The sequence below is a fragment of the Nocardiopsis sp. EMB25 genome (genome assembly GCF_026797795.1).
Taxonomy (GTDB): Bacteria; Actinomycetota; Actinomycetes; order Streptosporangiales; family Streptosporangiaceae; genus Nocardiopsis; species Nocardiopsis lucentensis.
Map to the genome: position 1 here is coordinate 600,497 of NZ_JAMTDN010000001.1, position 17,753 is coordinate 618,249.

At 68.7% G+C, this 17,753-nt stretch carries 16 protein-coding genes; 11 read left to right on the forward strand and 5 right to left on the reverse strand.

The genetic code is table 11. The annotated features are described in order from the left end of the window. The first annotated feature begins 122 nt into the window (after positions 1-122). From KIK06_RS02475 to KIK06_RS02485, 3 genes are all read left to right on the forward strand, one after another. Positions 123-3,803, forward strand: coding sequence for a bifunctional glycosyltransferase/CDP-glycerol:glycerophosphate glycerophosphotransferase (locus tag KIK06_RS02475; protein ID WP_268645828.1), 3,681 nt, complete (start codon positions 123-125; stop codon positions 3,801-3,803). Between the two features lie 83 nt (positions 3,804-3,886). After that, positions 3,887-4,183: an antibiotic biosynthesis monooxygenase family protein gene (locus KIK06_RS02480; protein WP_017599590.1), complete on the forward strand. Its 297-nt coding sequence runs from the start codon at positions 3,887-3,889 to the stop codon at positions 4,181-4,183. A gap of 183 nt (positions 4,184-4,366) precedes the next feature. Beyond that, complete coding sequence (locus KIK06_RS02485; RefSeq protein ID WP_193789770.1) at positions 4,367-5,755, forward strand: glycine--tRNA ligase; 1,389 nt, start codon at positions 4,367-4,369, stop codon at positions 5,753-5,755. Between the two features lie 84 nt (positions 5,756-5,839). On the opposite strand, the gene KIK06_RS02490 is transcribed toward KIK06_RS02485, so the two are convergent. Both KIK06_RS02490 and KIK06_RS02495 read right to left on the reverse strand, forming a co-directional pair. Then, the gene (locus KIK06_RS02490) at positions 5,840-7,984 is read right to left on the reverse strand and encodes a serine/threonine protein kinase (RefSeq protein WP_268641744.1); all 2,145 of its coding nucleotides are present in this window, start codon (positions 7,982-7,984) and stop codon (positions 5,840-5,842) included. Between the two features lie 154 nt (positions 7,985-8,138). Then, complete coding sequence (locus KIK06_RS02495) at positions 8,139-8,687, reverse strand: FAD-dependent oxidoreductase (protein WP_268641745.1); 549 nt, start codon at positions 8,685-8,687, stop codon at positions 8,139-8,141. Between the two features lie 171 nt (positions 8,688-8,858). On the opposite strand from KIK06_RS02495, the gene KIK06_RS02500 reads away from it, so the two are divergent. Beyond that, positions 8,859-9,461, forward strand: coding sequence for a beta/gamma crystallin domain-containing protein (locus KIK06_RS02500; protein WP_268641746.1), 603 nt, complete (start codon positions 8,859-8,861; stop codon positions 9,459-9,461). A 52-nt stretch (positions 9,462-9,513) separates the two neighbouring features. On the opposite strand, the gene KIK06_RS02505 is transcribed toward KIK06_RS02500, so the two are convergent. Beyond that, complete coding sequence (locus KIK06_RS02505; protein ID WP_268641747.1) at positions 9,514-9,996, reverse strand: MarR family winged helix-turn-helix transcriptional regulator; 483 nt, start codon at positions 9,994-9,996, stop codon at positions 9,514-9,516. Between the two features lie 49 nt (positions 9,997-10,045). Between KIK06_RS02505 and KIK06_RS02510 the strand changes: the two genes are divergently transcribed. From KIK06_RS02510 to KIK06_RS02530, 5 genes are all read left to right on the forward strand, one after another. Continuing rightward, positions 10,046-10,474, forward strand: a complete 429-nt coding sequence (locus KIK06_RS02510; RefSeq protein ID WP_268641748.1) for a nuclear transport factor 2 family protein — start codon at positions 10,046-10,048, stop codon at positions 10,472-10,474. Between the two features lie 51 nt (positions 10,475-10,525). Next, entirely contained in the window at positions 10,526-11,086 is a 561-nt protein-coding gene (locus KIK06_RS02515) for a pyridoxamine 5'-phosphate oxidase family protein (RefSeq protein ID WP_017599596.1), read from the forward strand. 263 nt (positions 11,087-11,349) lie between these two features. Beyond that, positions 11,350-12,012, forward strand: coding sequence for a hypothetical protein (locus KIK06_RS02520; protein ID WP_268641749.1), 663 nt, complete (start codon positions 11,350-11,352; stop codon positions 12,010-12,012). Between the two features lie 105 nt (positions 12,013-12,117). Beyond that, positions 12,118-12,492: a PadR family transcriptional regulator gene (locus KIK06_RS02525; RefSeq protein WP_268641750.1), complete on the forward strand. Its 375-nt coding sequence runs from the start codon at positions 12,118-12,120 to the stop codon at positions 12,490-12,492. Further along, entirely contained in the window at positions 12,492-13,874 is a 1,383-nt protein-coding gene (locus KIK06_RS02530; protein ID WP_268641751.1) for a permease prefix domain 1-containing protein, read from the forward strand. The genes KIK06_RS02525 and KIK06_RS02530 overlap by 1 nt, the downstream gene beginning before the upstream one ends. Positions 13,875-13,959: 85 nt before the next feature. On the opposite strand, the gene KIK06_RS02535 is transcribed toward KIK06_RS02530, so the two are convergent. Next, positions 13,960-14,343, reverse strand: coding sequence for a hypothetical protein (locus KIK06_RS02535; protein WP_268641752.1), 384 nt, complete (start codon positions 14,341-14,343; stop codon positions 13,960-13,962). A gap of 254 nt (positions 14,344-14,597) precedes the next feature. Here KIK06_RS02535 and KIK06_RS02540 point away from each other — a divergent pair, with 254 nt between their 5' ends. Both KIK06_RS02540 and KIK06_RS02545 read left to right on the forward strand, forming a co-directional pair. After that, on the forward strand, positions 14,598-15,407 hold the full coding sequence (locus tag KIK06_RS02540; RefSeq protein ID WP_268645829.1) for a helix-turn-helix domain-containing protein: 810 nt from the start codon (positions 14,598-14,600) through the stop codon (positions 15,405-15,407). Next, on the forward strand, positions 15,404-15,661 hold the full coding sequence (locus KIK06_RS02545) for a DUF397 domain-containing protein (protein ID WP_268641754.1): 258 nt from the start codon (positions 15,404-15,406) through the stop codon (positions 15,659-15,661). Before KIK06_RS02540 ends, KIK06_RS02545 begins: the two co-directional genes overlap by 4 nt. A gap of 95 nt (positions 15,662-15,756) precedes the next feature. On the opposite strand, the gene KIK06_RS02550 is transcribed toward KIK06_RS02545, so the two are convergent. Beyond that, the gene (locus KIK06_RS02550; protein ID WP_268641755.1) at positions 15,757-17,664 is read right to left on the reverse strand and encodes a YncE family protein; all 1,908 of its coding nucleotides are present in this window, start codon (positions 17,662-17,664) and stop codon (positions 15,757-15,759) included. Positions 17,665-17,753: the final 89 nt, after the last annotated feature.

Genomic DNA, 17,753 nt, shown 5'->3' on the forward strand with positions numbered 1-17,753 from the left:
TGGCACTCTCGGGGTCCGTGATCATCTACATTCGGTTGGTAGTCGTCTGACAGAGCGGCCCGTGTCAGCCGGTGCCCGCCCGTTGCCCGCCGCAGCGAACCCTCCGGAGTGTGTCTACTTCCGTGCCCGAACCCACCGTCATCGTGACGTTCGACGTCACTGAGCCACACCTACAGCACTGCCTCGACTCCCTGTCGCGCCAACGTGACGGGGACCGCTCCGGGGAGGTGGCCGAGCCCCGTCCGGACACGGACCTGCGGGTCGTCCTCGTCCCGGTGCGCGGCGGGCACGAGACCGACCCCGGCGACGCGCACGCCGATCGGCCGGACACCGACGCCGACGACGCCGAGGAGATCGACGCCGATGATTCCGCCGACCAGGAGGAGGACGGTGACGAGTCGGTCGAGGCCGCGCGCGAGGACGCCCTCGCCACCGCCGAGGCCTTCGCGGCCTCCCCGCCACCCGGACTCGCGGTGGTACTCCTCGACGGTGAGCCCGCCCCCGACCGCCCCGCCGCCCGGGCCCGGGGCGTCGCCGAGGCCTCGGGCACGCACCTGCTCTTCCTCGACGGCGCCGACGCCCTGACCAGCTACGCCCTGGCCTACCTCGTGCGCACCGCCGCCGATACCCGGTCCGACCTGGTCGTCGGCAACGCCTACCAGTTCAACGAACTCGGCGCCGCCCAGTCCAAGGCCCACCGCAAGTACGCGACGCGCGCCCGCCTGGCCGAGGACCCCCGGGCCGTCCCCACCCTGGCCTCCGACAGCACCCTGGGCAACAAGCTCTGGCGCAGGGAGTTCTGGGACTCCCTCACCGGTCGGGGACTGGCCCCCGAGGACGACGACCTCGGCCTGCGCCGCGCCGCGCTCGCCGCCCGCGCGGTCGACGTCCTGCCCGCGCCCGTCCTGCTGATCCGCGAACGCGAGCGCGCCCCGATCGCCCTGGACCCCGACGTCCTCACCCGCCGCCTCACCGCGATGCGCGAGCTCGCCGAGAGCCTGGCCACCGCCGACCGCGACCTGTGGGACCGCACCCTGCTCCAGGGTGAGCTGCACGCCTTGGTCATGCGTCTGGATGACGCCGACCCCGGGGTGCGCACGGTCATCGTCGCCCTGCTGAACAGCTACCTCGACCACGTCTCACCCGGCGTCCTCAAGAACCTGCGCGCCCTGCACCGCCTGCTCTACCACCTGGTCCGCGAGAGCCGAGTGGACGACGCCATCGAGGTGGTCACCTTCGCGCGCAGCGTCGAGCTCAAGAAGGCCGACGTCGTCCGGCGCGGGCTGGGCTACTACATCCGCTACCCCTTCTTCGAGTCCGAGGACCCGGGCAAGGCCGTCCCCCGCGAGGTGTACCGCCTCGACGACGAGCTCAAGGTCCGCCAGAAGACCGAGGACATCCACTGGGAGGACGGCCGCCTGCACATCAGCGGCCGGGTCGGCATCCGCCACCTGCGCGCCCGCAAGCGGTGGCAGCAGCACGTCGTCGCCTTCGCGGTCAACACGGACACCCGCCGCCGCGTCCGCCTGCCCGTGCGCACGCGACTGGCCGCCGAGTACCGCCTGCCCGACGTCGCCGACGCCGCCCGCCACGACTACGGCGGCTTCACCGTCGTCCTCGACCCCCGCAAGCTGCGCGCCTCCGGCCGGTGGGAGCCCGGGAGCTGGAAGGTCGAGCTGGTCGTGCTCAACCGTGGGCTCACCCGCCGCCGGATCGTCGCCGGACCGGTGCCCGGCCCGCCCGAGCGCCCCGGCTACCACCAGGTCGACACGGACGTGTGGGTCCGACCGCAGTGGAACCGGGACCGCCAGTTGGTGATCGCCGTCGAACCGGCGCGCGTCCGGGTCAGCGGTCACCACTTCGACGCACACCGCGGTGAGCTGGAGCTGGACGGCGAACTCGTCTCGGCTCCCGCCGCCGAGGCCGACCGTCTGCGTCTGGTACGCCGCCCCGGAACGGCCGTGCTCACCTATCCGGCCACCATCCACGGCGGCCGCTTCACCGCCCGGGTCAGTGCCGACGAGCTGTTCGACCGCGGCGTCAGCGAGTGCGGAGGCGTCATCCGCCAGGAGGAATGGGAGGCGCACCTGGTCACACCGGACGAGGAGGCCGTCCCCATCGTCCTGCCCGACCAGGTGGACACCGCCGCCTACGCCTCCGAGGGCACGCACCAGGAGCTGGCCGTGCAACGGACGGCGACCGGTTTCCTGAAGCTGCGCGCCGGACACGCCCGGCCGATGGTCACCGAGGCCCGCTGGGAGGGGCGCGTCCTCGTCCTGGAGGGCGAGTTCAGCGCCGACGCCGACCTCAGCCTCGTGGCCAAGGCGCGCGGCCGGGACGAGGAGCACGCACTGAGAGTGGAGCGGACCGGATCCCGCTTCAAGGCGCTGTTCTCCCCGGCCGACATCGTCACGCTGTCGGGCACCCTGTCGCTGCCCGCCGGGTCCTACCAGCTGTGGGGCCGGGTCACCGACGGCGGTCACACGGACGCCGAGCGGGGGTCCACGGATGTGGGAGTGGAGTTCACCGACACCCTCATCGGCGGCCTTCCGGCGTCGCTGGAGACGAGCGAGCGCTCCTACACGCTGATCTACCAGGGGCGCGGCATCCCCGTCCTGCGGGTCGGCGGCGACCTGCGCCCGGCCGAGCGCGGCACCTTCGCACAGCGTGAGCTGCGCGAGACCTTCTACCCCGCCCAGCGGCGCGAGCCGATCACCGAGGGCATCCTGTTCGACACCTACACCGGGCGCCAGTACTCCGACAGCCCGCAGAGCATCTACGCCGAACTGCGCGGACGCGACCGGTGGGCGGACTACCCGATGTCCTGGCTGGTCGCTGACGGACAGGTGAGCCTGCCCGACGACCTGTCCCCGGTCCGGCACCGGGGCCGCGAGTACTACCAGGCGCTCGCGCGCAGCAGGTACCTGGTCACCAACTCGCGTGAGCCCGCCTGGTTCCACCGCCACCCCGACCAGGTCGTGGTGCAGACCTGGCACGGGTCGATGCTCAAGCGCATCGGCTTCGACGTGGAGAACATCCGCGGCAAGTCGCGCGACTACTTCGACAAGCTCGCGTGGGAGACGCGGCAGTGGGACTACCTGGTCTCGCCCAGCCCGTGGGCGACGCCGATCCTGCGCAGCGCGTTCCGCTTCGAGGGCGAGGTCCTGGAGACCGGCTACCCGCGCAACGACATCTTCTTCTCGGCCGACCGGGAGCGGATCGCCGAGCGCACCCGCCGCCGCCTGGGCCTGCCCGAGGGCAAGAAGGTCGTGCTGTACGCGCCCACCTGGCGGGACGACAAGTACTACACGCGCGGCAAGCACAAGCTCGACCTGCACCTGGACCTGCGCCGGATGTACGAGAAGCTCGGCGACGACCACGTGCTCCTGGTGCGCCGCCACCCGCGCGTGGTCGACAGCGTCCCCATCGTGGGAGAGGACTTCGTCCACGACGTGTCGCTGTACCCGGAGATCATGGAGCTGTTCCTGATCACCGACGTGCTCGTCACGGACTACTCGTCGATGATGTTCGACTTCGCCAACACCGGCCGCCCGATGCTCTTCTTCACCTACGACCTGGAGAGCTACCGGGACAACCTGCGCGGGTTCTACTTCGACTTCGAGGAGACCGCGCCCGGGCCGCTGCTGACCGAGTCCGACGAGGTCATCGGGGCGCTGCTGGACATCGACGAGGTCGCCGAGCGGCACAGCGGGTCCTACCGGGCCTTCGTCGACCAGTTCTGCCCGCTGGACGACGGCAACGCCGCCAAGCGCGTGGTGGACCGGGTGTTCGGCGAGGGGTAGACCTCCTTTCGTTCCGCTCGCCGTGGCGCCCCGGACGGACCCGGGGCGCCACGGACGTGTCCGGGGTGCGGTTGAATGGCGGCGTGATCGTCATCACCCGCTACTCCGTGCCCGAGGCCGACACCGAGGCCTTCCAGACCGACGCCGCCACCGCCGTGGACGCGCTCTCCCGACGCCCCGGGTTCCGGGGGCACCGGATCGGCCGCGCCGCCGACGACCCGTCGCTGTGGACCGTGGTCACCGAATGGGACGGGGCGGGCTACTACCGGCGGGCGCTGTCCGACTTCGACGTGAAGGTCAACGCGGTGCCGCTGCTCTCCCGCGCCATCGACGAGCCGACCGCCTTCGAGATCCTGGCGGGCGGTGACACCCCGACCTGAGCCCTCCGACACCCGTTGCGCCGTCGGTTGATTCGTGCGCGAGCGCTTGTCACGTGCTCTAGCCTGGGAGGGCGGGTGCACGGTGTGCCTCTCCCTGGTCTCGCCACGCATCCCGCTTCCCGAACAACTCCGATGTATCGCGCACCGCGATCCACCGACCGCCAGCCGGATGGAGAGTCACCCATGGCCGCCAAGTCAGAGGCAATGGACGCACTGGTCAACCTCGCCAAGCGCCGAGGTCTGGTCTACCCCTCCAGCGAGATCTACGGAGGTCTGCGCGCCGCCTGGGACTACGGCCCCCTGGGTGTGGAGCTGAAGGCCAACGTCAAGCGCCAGTGGTGGCGTTCGATGGTCCAGGAGCGGGACGACATCGTCGGCCTCGACTCCAGCGTCATCCTGGCCCGTGAGGTCTGGGAGGCCTCCGGCCACGTCAAGGCCTTCGTCGACCCGCTCACCGAGTGCCAGTCCTGCCACAAGCGCTTCCGCGCCGACCACCTCATCGAGGCCTACGAGGAGAAGCACGGCCGCGAGCCCGAGGAGGGCCTGGCCGCGCTCGCCTGCCCGAACTGCGGCGCGAAGGCCTCCTTCACCGAGCCGCGCATGTTCAACGGCCTGCTGCGCACCCACCTGGGCCCGGTCCAGGACGACAAGGGCCTGGCCTACCTCCGGCCGGAGACCGCGCAGGGCATCTTCGTCAACTACAAGAACGTCGAGCAGAGCGCCCGACGCAAGGTCCCGTTCGGCATCGGCCAGATCGGCAAGTCGTTCCGCAACGAGATCACCCCGGGCAACTTCATCTTCCGGACCCGCGAGTTCGAGCAGATGGAGATGGAGTTCTTCGTCAAGCCGGGCAGTGACGAGGAGTGGCACCAGTACTGGATCGACACCCGCTTCCAGTGGTACGTCGACCTGGGCATCGCCAAGGACAACCTGCGGCTGTACGAGCACCCGCAGGAGAAGCTGTCCCACTACTCCAAGCGCACCGTGGACGTGGAGTACCGCTTCAACTTCCAGGGCAGCGAGTGGGGCGAGCTGGAGGGCATCGCCAACCGCACCGACTACGACCTGAAGACGCACACCGAGGCGTCGGGCGTGGACCTGTCGTACTTCGACCAGGAGAACAACGAGCGGTACATCCCCTACGTCATCGAGCCCGCGGCCGGTGTCGACCGGGCGGTGCTGACCTTCATGCTGGACGCCTACAACGTCGACGAGGCGCCCAACGCCAAGGGCAAGCTGGAGAAGCGCGCCGTGATGCGGCTCGACCCGCGTCTGGCCCCGGTCAAGGCCGCCGTGCTGCCGCTGTCGCGCAACGCGGACCTGTCGCCCAAGGCGCGCGACCTGGCCGCCGCCCTGCGCAAGCGCTGGAACGTGGAGTTCGACGACGCGGGCGCGATCGGCCGCCGCTACCGCCGACAGGACGAGATCGGTACGCCGTTCTGCGTCACGGTGGACTTCGACACCCTGGACGACAACGCGGTGACCGTGCGCGAGCGCGACACCATGTCGCAGGAGCGCGTGTCCCTGGACCGGGTGGAGACCTACCTGTTCGAGCGCCTGCCCGGCTGCTGACCCGGGTCGCCTGAGCGAACGACGGCCGCCCGTCCCCGAGTGGGGCGGGCGGCCGTTGCGTCGTGGGAGGGGGCGGCGTCGAGGCTACCCGCCCCGATCGGGAGACGGCAGCCCCTCCCGGGCCCGGCCCAAGGCGTCGATCTCCTCGCCCAGCGACGCGATGGCCTTCTTCGCCCGTTCCAGCTTCTTCTTCGGGTCCTTCACGTGGGCGTAGGGATCCGTGACGTCCTTGAGGATTTCTTTGGCGATGTAGAGAAGAATGCCGCCAGACACGAAGTAGGCGAAGATGGCGGTGCCGATGGCCGTTGCGACGCGGGGGCCCTCATCGGGGGAGAGCCCCGCCCATCCCACCACTCCGAACACGATCGCGGCAGCGATGGTGTTCAACGTGATGAATCTGGCGTCGCTCTCGACCTTGTTGGCCTTCCTGCGAGCGGGCAGGTACGCCTCCAACCGCTCCCTCCTGGCGCTGAGCTTCCTGTGCCTGGCGGCCATGTCCCGGAGCACGCGGCACAAGAGCCGGATGACCAGGGAATGCGCCACGCGTTCAGGGAGCGGGGCGTCGTGCGGCGGATCGGCGGGGAGAACCGCCCTCCATTCCTCTTCCAAGGACGCGCGATCCTCATCCGCGAGTCTTCGCCACTGTTCGGGGGCGAGGAGCGCGCGGACGAACATCACTTCCGCGATCTGGAGGTCGAACGCCTCCTCCTTTCCGTGTTTGCTTCCCTGCACCCATGCTCGGTACGGGTGGCGGATGTCCTCGAAGGCGCTCGTCGTGCTTCGAACGTCGTCGATGAGCGTTCGGAGTTCGGCACAGCCGTCGCCCCGCACACACCCGTGTTCGGGATCCCGGCAGTCGTACGCGGCCAGGACCTTCATGAACTCGATCGGGTCGGCATCCGGATCGACGGGGTCGTCCAAGGGGTCCGAGGCCTCGTTCTCGTACTCCTCCCGAAACCTGGACAGGCTCATGTCTTCGCCCTCGAAGACCGGTGGCAGGTCGGGGCGCGCTTGGGAGACGAAGGTGAAGACGGTGAGGTCGGGGTCCTTGGGGGGCTTCCGGAGCAGGCTCCGGTCGATCCGGGTGTCCCCTAGATCCTCGATGATCCAGGCGGCCAGGGCCGCCCGTTCGTCAGTGTCGGTGAACACCTCGCTCGCGGCGTCTATGTCGGCTGTCATGGCTTCGGCAAGCTCGCCCACCCCGTGGTGGAGGCGACCGGCGAACCGGTAGGGAGGGGACACCGGATCGGAGGACGTCGCCGTCGGGTCCGGTTCGGTCTCCCCGGCTCCGGAGTCCACGGTGGGTGCCGACGGCGACGCCTGATCTTCTCGGGTCACCTTCCCGGTCTCCCATCGCGTCGGTGGGAGCGGCCGTATCTCCTCGGTCGCCGCGGTGTTCCCCCGGTTCAGCGCGGTGTCGACATCGGCGCCGTCCTCGGGGAACCCCAGGAGGGTGTTGAGGACCCGATGCGCGCTCGGGCGGTCCCCGGGCTCCTTCGCCAGGCACCGGGTCACCAGGTCGCGCAGCTCGTCGGGGACCCCCGAGCAGTCGGGCTGGTCCACCAGGATCCGCTTGATGACGGCGGTCTGGCGGTCGCCGGAGAACGCGTGTCGCCCGCTGGCCGCGTAGACGATGACCGCGCCCCAGGCGAAGACGTCGATGGCCGGGGTCAGGTGTGGGACGTCGTCGAGCCGCTCGGGCGCCATGTAGTGCAGGGTCCCGATCTTCGCCGTGGCGGTGAACCGGGCCGTCTCCTCGAACGCCCGCGCGATCCCGAAGTCGATCACCCTCGGCCCGTCGGCGGCCATCATGATGTTCTCCGGCTTGAGGTCCCGGTGCACGATCCCGGCGCGGTGGATCGCGGTCAGCGCGGTCGCGGTGGAGACGGCCAGGCGTTGCAGGTCGGCTCCGGTGCGCGGTCCGTCGGCCCGGATCTCCTCCGCGAGCGTACGGCCCTCGATGTACTCGCTGGCGATCCAGGGCTGGTCGGCGTGCGGGTCGGCGTCCAGGACCCGGGCCACGCAGAAGGGGCTGATCCGCCGCGCCGCGTCCACCTCGTCGGCGAACATCCGGGCGAAGCGCGGGTCGGTGTCGGGGGCCGCGTGGAGCAGTTTCACGGCCGCCAGTCCGCCGCCGGGCGCCTCCGCGAGGTGGACGGACCCGAAGCCGCCCCGGCCGATCTCCCTGATCAGTCGGTATCCGCCGACCTCGGTGTCCTGCGCGCTCATCTATCACCGTGCCTGTTCCGTCCGTGGCTTCCCCGACGTGTATATCGCCTCGAACGCCCGTGGTGAAGGGGATTGCGCGCGCACGGGGCTCATGGGGCACGGGTGAGAGGGGTGCGGATCGGCCGTGCCCGCGTGTCCGGCCGGAGACCGCCTGTCAGACCCCGGCGAACCCGCGGCTGAACGACGCGCCAGCGGCCACCCGGTCGCGCATGTCCCCGATACGGAGGAGCTCGTAGCGTTGGAGGGCGGCCCCGAGGTCGTCGGCGCCACCGAGTTCCCGGGCGAGCGCGGCCGCGTCGATCACGGCCTCCTCGAAGCCCGCGCCTGTCATGGGCGTCTGTGCGTGCGCGGCGTCCCCGACGAGCGCGACCCGTCCGTCGACCACGCGCTCCGGCAGGTACTCCGAGATCGGTGTGGCGATGACACTCCGGTCCCGGATGGCCTCGACCACCCCCGTCCGCCACGGCGCGTCCCACTTGCTCTCCGCGGCCCGTTCAAGGGACTCGTACACCTCGTCGGGTCCGCGTCGACCGCCGCCCGTGAGCCACACCTCCATGGTGACGGCGGACGAGGGGGACAACCAGGAGCGGTTCCAGCCCGGGACAGGGCCGTCCCCCGATGGGCGGCCGGTGTCCTCCGGCGAGGGCGGCCCGGCGCCCCCGTCCTCCGTGTGTTCGGCGGGGTCGGAACCGGATTGCGACACCAGCCGTAACAGCGTGCGAAACGTCTGTCTTCGTGTCGTGTGTGCTGTTCTGGTAGCCGTTTCAGTGCCCATTCGGCGACACGGGGTCTAAGAATCGGATAAAAATCCGCTGTTCCAACTCCGATCCATGTCCAATGGGGGCAGTACATCCCTAAGGACGAGGACGGTTCTGTGAGCGACAACGAGGTCATCTTCTACGAGGAGCTCAACTACGGCGGCGCGAGCCATCCGTACAAGCTCGGTGACGACATCAATCTCGGGAACACCTCCCTGAACGACAAGTTCACGTCGGTCAAGGTGGGCGCCAAGGTCAAGGTGGTGGCCTGGCAGCACTACGACCAGACCGGCGTCTACCGGGAGTGGGACGTCGACCAGCCCGACATCACGGATATCGGCGGGCTCACCCGGTTCCGTGTCGTGAAGAGCGGTACCCTGCCGATCGCCGTCCGCTTGGAGGACCTGACCGGACAGGAGAAGCACCACTACTCGATGAAGGTCGACTCCCACGACGTCGGCACCGCCAAGGTCTACTCCGGGGGCGCCGGGTACGGCCTGGTCGGCCTCATGCCCGAGGCGGGGCCCCCGGTGACGACGGCGATCTACGTCCGGGACGAGAAGAGCGGGGTCTACGTCGCCACGGGCTCGATCTACTTCACGTGGGACGGCGAGACCAAGTCGATCAGGATCGACAACGCCGAGAACTTCCCGAAGAACATGGAGCACCAGCGCGAGGGCCGTAACGAGTTCACCTGCCAGCTCAAGAGCGTGAGTTAGCGGCGGGCGCCTCGTGTGGGCCGGACTCGGCCCACACGGGGGCCGGCCTCCGTCAACGCGGCGGCCGCACCTCCCGCCGCCGGACGGCGGAGGTGCCGCCGAGTTCGTCGAGGAGGTCGGCGAGCAGAGCGCGGACGGTGTCCAGGGAATCGGCGCCGAGGCGTTGCCGGAGCCGCTCCTCCAGGTCCGCCCGGGCACGGCGGGCGGTGGTGACGGCGGTGCGGCCGCGGTGGGTCAGCCTGACCCGACGGATCCGGGCGTCGTCGGGATCCGGGACGCGTTCGGCGTATCCGAGCTGCTGGAGTTCGGCAATCGCCTTGGAGGCTCCCTGTTTGGTCATGTCGAGCTTCTCCGCCAGTTCCCCGATGGTGGGCTGGGCCTCGATGAGGTGCTGGAAGACGTAGCCGTGGGACACGCGCAGGTCGGCGAAGCCGTGCGCGGCGAGCGCGCCCTGGACGGCGGAGGCGGCCGCCGAGCCGACGAAGAGGGCGAGCGTGCCGGTGTCGAGGCCGTGCGGGTCGAGTGGTTCTGTCATGAGCCCATTGTCTATTGACAACCTTGGTTGAGCAACTATGGTTGACGACATGTCGAAGCTCGATGACCACCCCAATGTCAGAACGGCCGTCCGCTACCACGAGGCGGTGTCCCGCTTCGCCGGACCCGAGGAACTCGCCTCGTTCCTCCACCCGGACCTGGTCCACACACAACTGCCCAACACCCTCTTTCCCGCCGGAACCGTCCGCGACCTGTCGGAGGTCGTCGCGGCGTCGCAGCAGGGGAGGACGATGCTCTCCCACCAGCACTTCGAGGTGACCGGCGCGGTCGCCGTGGGCGACCGGGTCGCCCTGGAGGCCACCTGGTCCGGCACGCTGGCCGTGGCGCTCGGCGACCTGCCCGCGGGGCACGTGCTGCGGGCCCGCGTCGCGGCGTTCCTCGACTTCCGGGACGGCAGGATCGTCGACCAGCGCAACTACGACTGCTACGAGCCCGTCCGCCCCGCGGTCTCGGCCTAGGGAGTGCCCCGGGGAGGGGGCGGACGCGGCCTGAGTGGAAGACTCACCGTCATGGGAAAGATCCACGACGCCATCGGTGACCGACTCGCGCGCTTCCTCCTCGACCAGCCGGTGTTCTTCGTCGGCACCGCGCCGCTCGCCGGAGACGGCCACGTCAACGTCTCCCCCAAGGGGATGGGGGGGACGTTCGCCGTGCTCGGCGAACACCGGGTGGCCTACCTCGACTACACCGGATCCGGCGTCGAGACCATCGCCCACCTGCGGGAGAACGGCCGGATCGTACTGATGTTCTGCGCCTTCGACGGGCCGCCGAACATCGTCCGCCTCCACGGCGCCGGCCGGGTCATCCTCACCGACGACCCCGAGTTCGACGAGCTGCGCGCCCACTTCTCCAAGGAACGCACCCTCGGGCAGCGCGCGATCATCGTGGTCGACGTCCGGCGCATCTCCGACTCCTGCGGATTCTCCGTGCCCCTGATGGACGTGCGCGGCGACCGGGACCTGCTGGACCGCTACCACGAACGCCGTGACCCCGGATACTTCGACGACTACTGGCTCACTCGCAACTCCACCAGCATCGACGACCTTCCGGGCCTTCCCACGGCTCCCTGAGGGGCGGAACCGGCGGCGGGACAGGGTGCCGGACACGGCGAGACGGCCGGACCCGGGGGGATTGGTTTCCGGCCGCCTCTTCGGTTCCCGGGCCGCACACGACCGCGAGATCCTGTTCTTAACCTAGCGGTAGGGGGTGCGCGGTACGCGGTCGTTTGGTGCGCGTTGTCCTACCGCGTAAGCGAATCGTGACGCCAGGATCCGAGATCTCCGACGAAGCGTGCCTGGTACCGGTTCTCGCGTTCCGTGTGATCATGCGGTGCATGAACGGACATCCAAGCGACGACCTGCTCATCGAGCGGCTGCGAGCCCGAGCCCACGACCCGGCTCGGCGCTTCGACGAGGCGCCCGTGCCCGTGGCCTGGATCGAGCGGCGCCACGGCCCGGAACGGGTGAAGGAGGCTCTGGAGAGCGGTTACGCGTTCTCCAACGACGGGATGATCCTCTTCCCGGCGGGTTCGCGCGAGGCGGTGGACCACCACCGGGACGCCCCGCGGCGTCCGCCGTTCCCTCCGGCCACGTTCGCGGAGGTCGCGGAGGCGGAGCGCAGGATCGGACACCGCCTGCCCGAGCCGCTCAGACGGGTGTACACCGAGATCGCCGACGGCGGGTTCGGCCCCGACGCCCGCGGCTTCGCGCGCATCGCCGGGGGGAGCCCGTCCCTGGCGGACATCCACGAGCGGGACCGGGCGAGGGGGCTGCCGCCGTCCTGGCTGGAGCTCACGCCCGCCGGGTGCACGCTGTCCTGGTACGTGTCGTTGACCGAACCCGGCAACCCCGTGCTGCTCCATGACATCGACAACGGGGACCCGCGCCGCGGAGAGCGCCCCGAGGACGGCGTCGTCCACGTGACCGGTTCCCTGCGTTCGTGGCTGTGGCCCTGGGCCGACGGCGGGGACGTCTGGGACGACGTCCGCGGGGGGTGACTCCTTCGCGCGGACCCTGGTGGGACCTAACTTCATACCTCGTTCTTCTATGCCTAGGTCTGCTAGGGTGGCAACCCCTAGCGGAACTAGGTATGGGAAGTACACGTGCACATCGACAAGGACCTGGTCGCGGCGTCGGCCACGCCGCTCGTCCTGGGCATCCTGGCCGAGGGCGAGTCCTACGGCTACGCCATCGTCAAACGCGTCAACGAGCTCTCCGGCGGACAGATGCAGTGGACGGACGGGATGCTCTACCCACTGCTGCACCGCCTCGAGCGCAACGGCTACGTCCGGGCGTCCTGGGGTAAGTCCGACGCGGGTCGCCGCCGCAAGCACTACGCGATCACGGAGGCCGGGTTGGAGACGCTGGCCGAGCGGCAGAAGCAGTGGAGTGTCGTCGCCGACGCGCTCAGGCAGGTGTGGCAGGCCGCGTCGCACCCCCCGTTTCCGGGGCCCGCCACGGCAGGGGGGATCGCCTGATGAGCGAGGCCGCACGCGATGACGTCCTGGAGGAACAGATCGACCAGTGGCGCGGCTTCGTACGCCGCCGCCGGGTCATCTCGCCGTCGGACGTCGAGGAGATGGAGGACCACCTGCGCGAACAGATCGCCGACCTGGGGGCGAACGGCCTCGACGACGAGGAGGCGTTCCTCGTCGCGGTCAAGCGCATGGGGAACCTGGACGCGGTGTCGCGGGAGTTCGCGCGCGAGCACTCCCACCGGCTCTGGAAACAGCTGGTCCTGGTCCCTGAGGCCGACGACGGCTCGGGCGGCCTGACGCGCTGGCGCGAGCTCGGTGTGCTGCTCGCGTTCGCGGTCGGCGCGGGTCTGGCGGTCAAGCTCCTGTTCACGAGTGTGGACGACGGTTTCGTGCAGACCCGCAACTTCTTCTTCGTGGTGCTCCCCTTCCTGGCGGGGTGGTTCGCCTGGAAGCGGGGCGTCACGTGGCGCGTGTGCGCGGCGGTGGCCGCCGTCGCGGCGGTGCCCGCCCTGGCGGTGAACCTCTATCCGTTCGAGGCGGACCCCGGCCCGTACCCGGCCCCCGGTATGACCGACGTACTCGCGTTCACGCACGTTCCGGTCGTCCTGTGGCTGCTCGTGGGCGTCCTGCACACGGGCGGGAACTGGCGGTCCCACGACCGGCGGATGGACTTCGTGCGGTTCGTGGGTGAGCTGGCGATGTACCTGGCGCTGATCGCGCTGGGGTCGATGGTCCTCGTCGGGCTCACCTTCGGGGTGCTGGCCCTGGTCGACGTCGACCTGGAGCCGTTTTTCGAGGACTGGCTGCTGCCGTTCGGCGTGCCCGGTGCGCTCCTGGTGGCCGCGTGGCTGGTGGAGGCCAAGAAGAGCGTGGTGGAGAACATCGCGCCCGTGCTGACACGGGTGTTCACACCGCTCGCGCTTCTGATGCTGGTCGCCGACCTGGTGGCGCTGGTGGTGAACGGCCCGCTGACCACGGTGGACCGCGAACTGCTCATCCTCATGGACGCCGTCCTGGTGCTGGTCCTGTTCCTGCTGCTGTACTCGATCTCCGCCCGCGACCCGCTGGCCCCGCCGAACGTGTTCGACTGGCTCCAGCTCGCGCTGGTCGGAGCGGCGCTCGCGGTGGACGCCGTCGCGCTGACCGCGATGCTGACCCGGATCGCGGAGTTCGGGTTCACCGCGAACAAGACCGCCGCGCTGGGGCTGAACCTCGTGCTGCTGGTGCACCTGGCGTGGTCGGCGTGGCTGATGCTGGGCTTCGTGCGGGGCACGCGCCCGTTCGCGGCGGTCGAACGGTGGCAGACGGCCTACCTGCCGGTCTACGCGGCCTGGGCGGGGCTGGTCGTGCTGGTGTTCCCACCGGTGTTCGGCTTCGTCTGATCCGGGTGACGGTCACGCCCCCGCGCCTCGGGTCTCTTCCGGGGGCCTGAGCCGCGCGGGGGCGCGATCCGTGTCCGGGGGGCGGCTAGCTCTCTTCGAGGCGGGCCTTCCGGAGGCGGCGACCCTGGTGGAAGAGGCGGACGACGCGGGTGGCGAGGTCCACGGTGGGACTGGGGTCGAGGAGTTCGTCCTCCAGGGTGAACTCGCAGTCCACCGTGCGGTCAGGGTGCAGTTCGAGCTTCATGAACAGGCCGAGGTCGGTGTCCTGGACGACGAGGCACCTGGCGGGGGTGAAGCCGAAGTCGTCGACGTCCAGGCCGGAGGCGGCGACGAGGTCGCGGATGGTCGCGCAGTAGCGCTCGAACTGGTGCGGGGCGAGGACCTCCGGGGGCTCGTTGTCCACAGAGGTGTCGACCTCGGCCCACGCCTGCGGGAGAATAGGGGTTGGGAGTTCGGGGATGCCTGGCATAGGCGTTCCTCTCCTGTAGGCCGCCCGAGGTGGGACGTAGAGGGTCCAAGCTCATGACCCCACCCCGGGCGGCTGTCTTTTGTGCCCAGAAACGTCCGTTTCTTTCAGTGACGAACCGTTCACCTATTGCTAGGTAAGCATGTAGCCTGGTTCCCTGCAAGTGCTGATGCGAATTCGCATCAAACTTTGGAAGGGGTTACATGCCGCCGAAGAGGGAACGACGCGTCACCCTGCGGGCCCAGTGGTTGGGGCGCATGCTCCGGCAGTTGCGTGAGCAGAACAACCTCACGCTCAAGGAGGCGGCCGAGTACCTGCAGAAGGACCTGTCCTCGGTGAGCCGCTTCGAGTTGGGTACGTTCCCGGTGCGGCGGGGTGATCTGCTCGCGCTCATGGATCTGTATGGCGTGGACGACAAGACCCAGCGCGAGACCATGCTCAACCTGTGCGGCGAGGTCTGGCAGACCGGGTGGTGGGACAAGTACTCAGGCGATGACGTCTGGGGTTCGACCATTGATGGGGTCTGGCTGGAATCCCGCGCTGAGACGATTCGCACGTTCACGGCTCTTGTGGTGCCGGGATTGTTGCAAACCCGTGAGTACGCGCATGCCCTGATCGACACGGTTGACCGACACGTTGGTGCGGAGCAGGTGAAGCGTTGGGTCGAGCTGAGGATGGACCGGCAGAAGATTCTGAACGGAAACTCCATCCAGAAGTACGAAGTGCTGTTCGATGAGGCCGCCCTGTGCCGTCCGGTCGGGGGACACGAGGTCACACGGAAGCAGCTTCGCCACCTGAGAGAGATGGCGGACACGGGAAATGTGACCATTCGCGTGCTGCCGTTCGACAAGGGTGCCCATCCCAGTCCCGAAGGAAGCTTCACCCTGCTTGGCCTCGGCGCTCCCTTCTCCACTGTGGCACACATCGAGAGCCGAGGGGGTGGGATCTACCTGGAACGTGGAGATGTCGACCAGTTGGTCGACGTATACGATCGGTTGCGCGAGATGAGCTTGAGTCCGGAGGACTCGGTCGCGTTCGTCGCGGCCAGGGAGAGGAATCTGCAATGAACCGGGACACGTCGGCCGTCGTCGGTTGGCGAACCAGTAGCTACAGCATGAATGGTGGAGGCCAGTGCGTCGAGGTCGGCTGGCACGTCAGCAGCTACAGCGTCAACGGTGGCGGTGAGTGCGTCGAGGCGGGTCCCTTCCTGAACGAGCCGACCCGGTTCGCGGTCCGCGACTCCACCCAGCGCGACCTGGGCTATCTCTCCTTTCCCCGGGGCGAGTGGAGCACCTTCCTGCGCGCCGCCGTACGTGGCTGACCCTCTCTCATCCCTCAACCGAAGACGACGAAGCCGGGGGCGGCCCGCCCCCAGCTTCGCCGTACGGGTTTCCACCCGAGAAGGAACGCCCTGCGCTACGACTCTGCCGAGGCGTCGGGCAGCACGCCGGAGATCCGCAACAGTTTGCCCTGCCGGTTGCTGACGTAGATCCGGCCGTTGTCGCGGTCCAGTCCGACACCGGCGACCGTGCCGAGTCCGTCGGCCACCACGCGCCGCAGGCCCCTGCCCTCGCCATCGGCCACGACGACCTCGTGCAGCCTGCCGCCGCCCGAGTCGGAGACGTAGGCGTTGGCCGCGCCGTCCAGCGCCAGACGGACGCTTCGCCCGAGATTGGTGGCCACGGCCTGCGGCGTGCCGTCATCCGTCTCCAGGTCGACCTCGTACAACCCGCCGCGGTCGTACTGGCCGACGTACGCCCTGCCCCCGTTCAACGCCACCCCGGCGGCCCTGGGCACGTCCCAGGTGCGCAGCCTCTCCGCCGGTGCGCCGTTCAGGTCGAACTCGATCAGCTTCCCTTGTTCGACGTCGGTGACGTAGGCCTTCCTACCCGGAAGGTCCAGCGCGACGCCGTACGCGCTCATGCCCTCGGCGACCGTGACCGGGGAGGCGGAGCTGTCGGCCAGATCCACCGTGAACAGGCGCTTACCGCTGTAGTCGGTGACGTAGGCCTTGCCGCCTGGTAGGTCCAGCGCCACATCGTTGACCTGTCCCAGCTTCTCCAGGACCCAGTCCGTGTCTTCGCCAGCGAGATCCACCCTGTACAGCTTGCCGCCGTTGTACCGGTCGGTGACGTACGCCTTCTGGTTCGCCAGATCCAGCGCGAGGCCATCGGCCGTCCCCAGCCCGGTGGCGAGTTCGACGGGAGCCTCCTTCGGGCTCTCCGGGTCTTTACCGCCGGCCTTGTGCAGCGGGTGGTACTTCTCATCGAAATTGAGTTTCTCAAGTTCGAAGATCTCGTGCACCCCGGCGAGTGTGGAAACGACCTCGGCCTCCCCCTTCTGCATGAACGGCCTGCCCTCATCGGTCAGGTCGAAGGCCTCTGCGGGGGCGCCGGTCTCGCCGAGTTTCCATGCGATCACCTCGGCGTATTCCGGTTCCTTGGCCTGTGGGCCGTTTGGACGGGTCTCCTTGACCTCTACCGGCTCGGGGTAATACAAAGCGACCCACCCGCCGAAGGAGATGGGAAACTCGTAGTCGAACCTCCTCACCTGGCGTCGCTGTGTGGCCAGGACGTCTACCCGGCTGCCGACCTTCCCGCTCAGCGTGGACGATGTTTTGAACGAGGTGGTCAACGAACCACTGACAGAAGCGGTGATCCCGAGCATCAGCTGTGCCGACAGCTCCCCGGTGCCCGTGGCGGTACTCGTGGCCGTTGTCGTGCTCGTCATCTGCGACTGAGATTCCGAGTCCACGCCCTGATTGTCTTTGCTGTTCTTCAGGGTGGTCTTCTGAGAATGGTTCATCGCCATGCTCTTCTGCAACTGCTGCTGTAGGGAGGCGGTGGTCTTCGCCCCGAAGGTGAGCTGAACCTGTCCCTGGAGCGACCAGCTGATGGTGTTCGAAATCGAGAATTCTACGGTGTGCGACCAGTCTGTGGGGATGGGGTCGGTCCGATTGACGTACGTCTGCTTGGAGATCACGTCGGGAGGCGGCTGTGCGATGTCGCTTCGTTCTTCGACCAGTGGTACACCCACCGTCATGTAGGCGCGCCACCCGCGCTGGTGGGCCGTGTCCTCCCCATCGGGAAAGTCGAGGAACCGTCCCTTGTTCAGGGAGAATCCGGTAGGACAGACGTACCGATCCGTGCCGTCCGGGGCTTTCTTCTCGGCCTTCCTTTTCAGTTTTTCCTTGTCCCGCTCCAGGATGGATGAGGCCTTGTCGGCGATGTCGAGTTCCTTCAGGTTCCGCCCGGTCAGCGGATGACGAACAAACCGTTCGCCGAGATGAGTCGTACTCACGTTGTTCTTGGTGGGGCCGCCCATGCCTGTCAACCTCCTTGAGTAGCAGAAATCAACGATCTGTCAGTGGTTTCCGGTGGACTGTGTCCGGCTGGCTGCAACCGGACGGGAAG

Coding starts and splice junctions, on each gene's coding strand:
- KIK06_RS02485 (WP_193789770.1), top strand. CDS start 4,367: ATGGCCGCCAAGTCAGAGGCAATGGACGCACTGGTCAACCTCGCCAAG.
- KIK06_RS02490 (WP_268641744.1), bottom strand. CDS start 7,984: ATGAGCGCGCAGGACACCGAGGTCGGCGGATACCGACTGATCAGGGAG.
- KIK06_RS02505 (WP_268641747.1), bottom strand. CDS start 9,996: ATGACAGAACCACTCGACCCGCACGGCCTCGACACCGGCACGCTCGCC.
- KIK06_RS02510 (WP_268641748.1), top strand. CDS start 10,046: ATGTCGAAGCTCGATGACCACCCCAATGTCAGAACGGCCGTCCGCTAC.
- KIK06_RS02515 (WP_017599596.1), top strand. CDS start 10,526: ATGGGAAAGATCCACGACGCCATCGGTGACCGACTCGCGCGCTTCCTC.
- KIK06_RS02520 (WP_268641749.1), top strand. CDS start 11,350: ATGAACGGACATCCAAGCGACGACCTGCTCATCGAGCGGCTGCGAGCC.
- KIK06_RS02530 (WP_268641751.1), top strand. CDS start 12,492: ATGAGCGAGGCCGCACGCGATGACGTCCTGGAGGAACAGATCGACCAG.
- KIK06_RS02535 (WP_268641752.1), bottom strand. CDS start 14,343: ATGCCAGGCATCCCCGAACTCCCAACCCCTATTCTCCCGCAGGCGTGG.
- KIK06_RS02540 (WP_268645829.1), top strand. CDS start 14,598: ATGCTCCGGCAGTTGCGTGAGCAGAACAACCTCACGCTCAAGGAGGCG.
- KIK06_RS02545 (WP_268641754.1), top strand. CDS start 15,404: ATGAACCGGGACACGTCGGCCGTCGTCGGTTGGCGAACCAGTAGCTAC.
- KIK06_RS02550 (WP_268641755.1), bottom strand. CDS start 17,664: ATGGGCGGCCCCACCAAGAACAACGTGAGTACGACTCATCTCGGCGAA.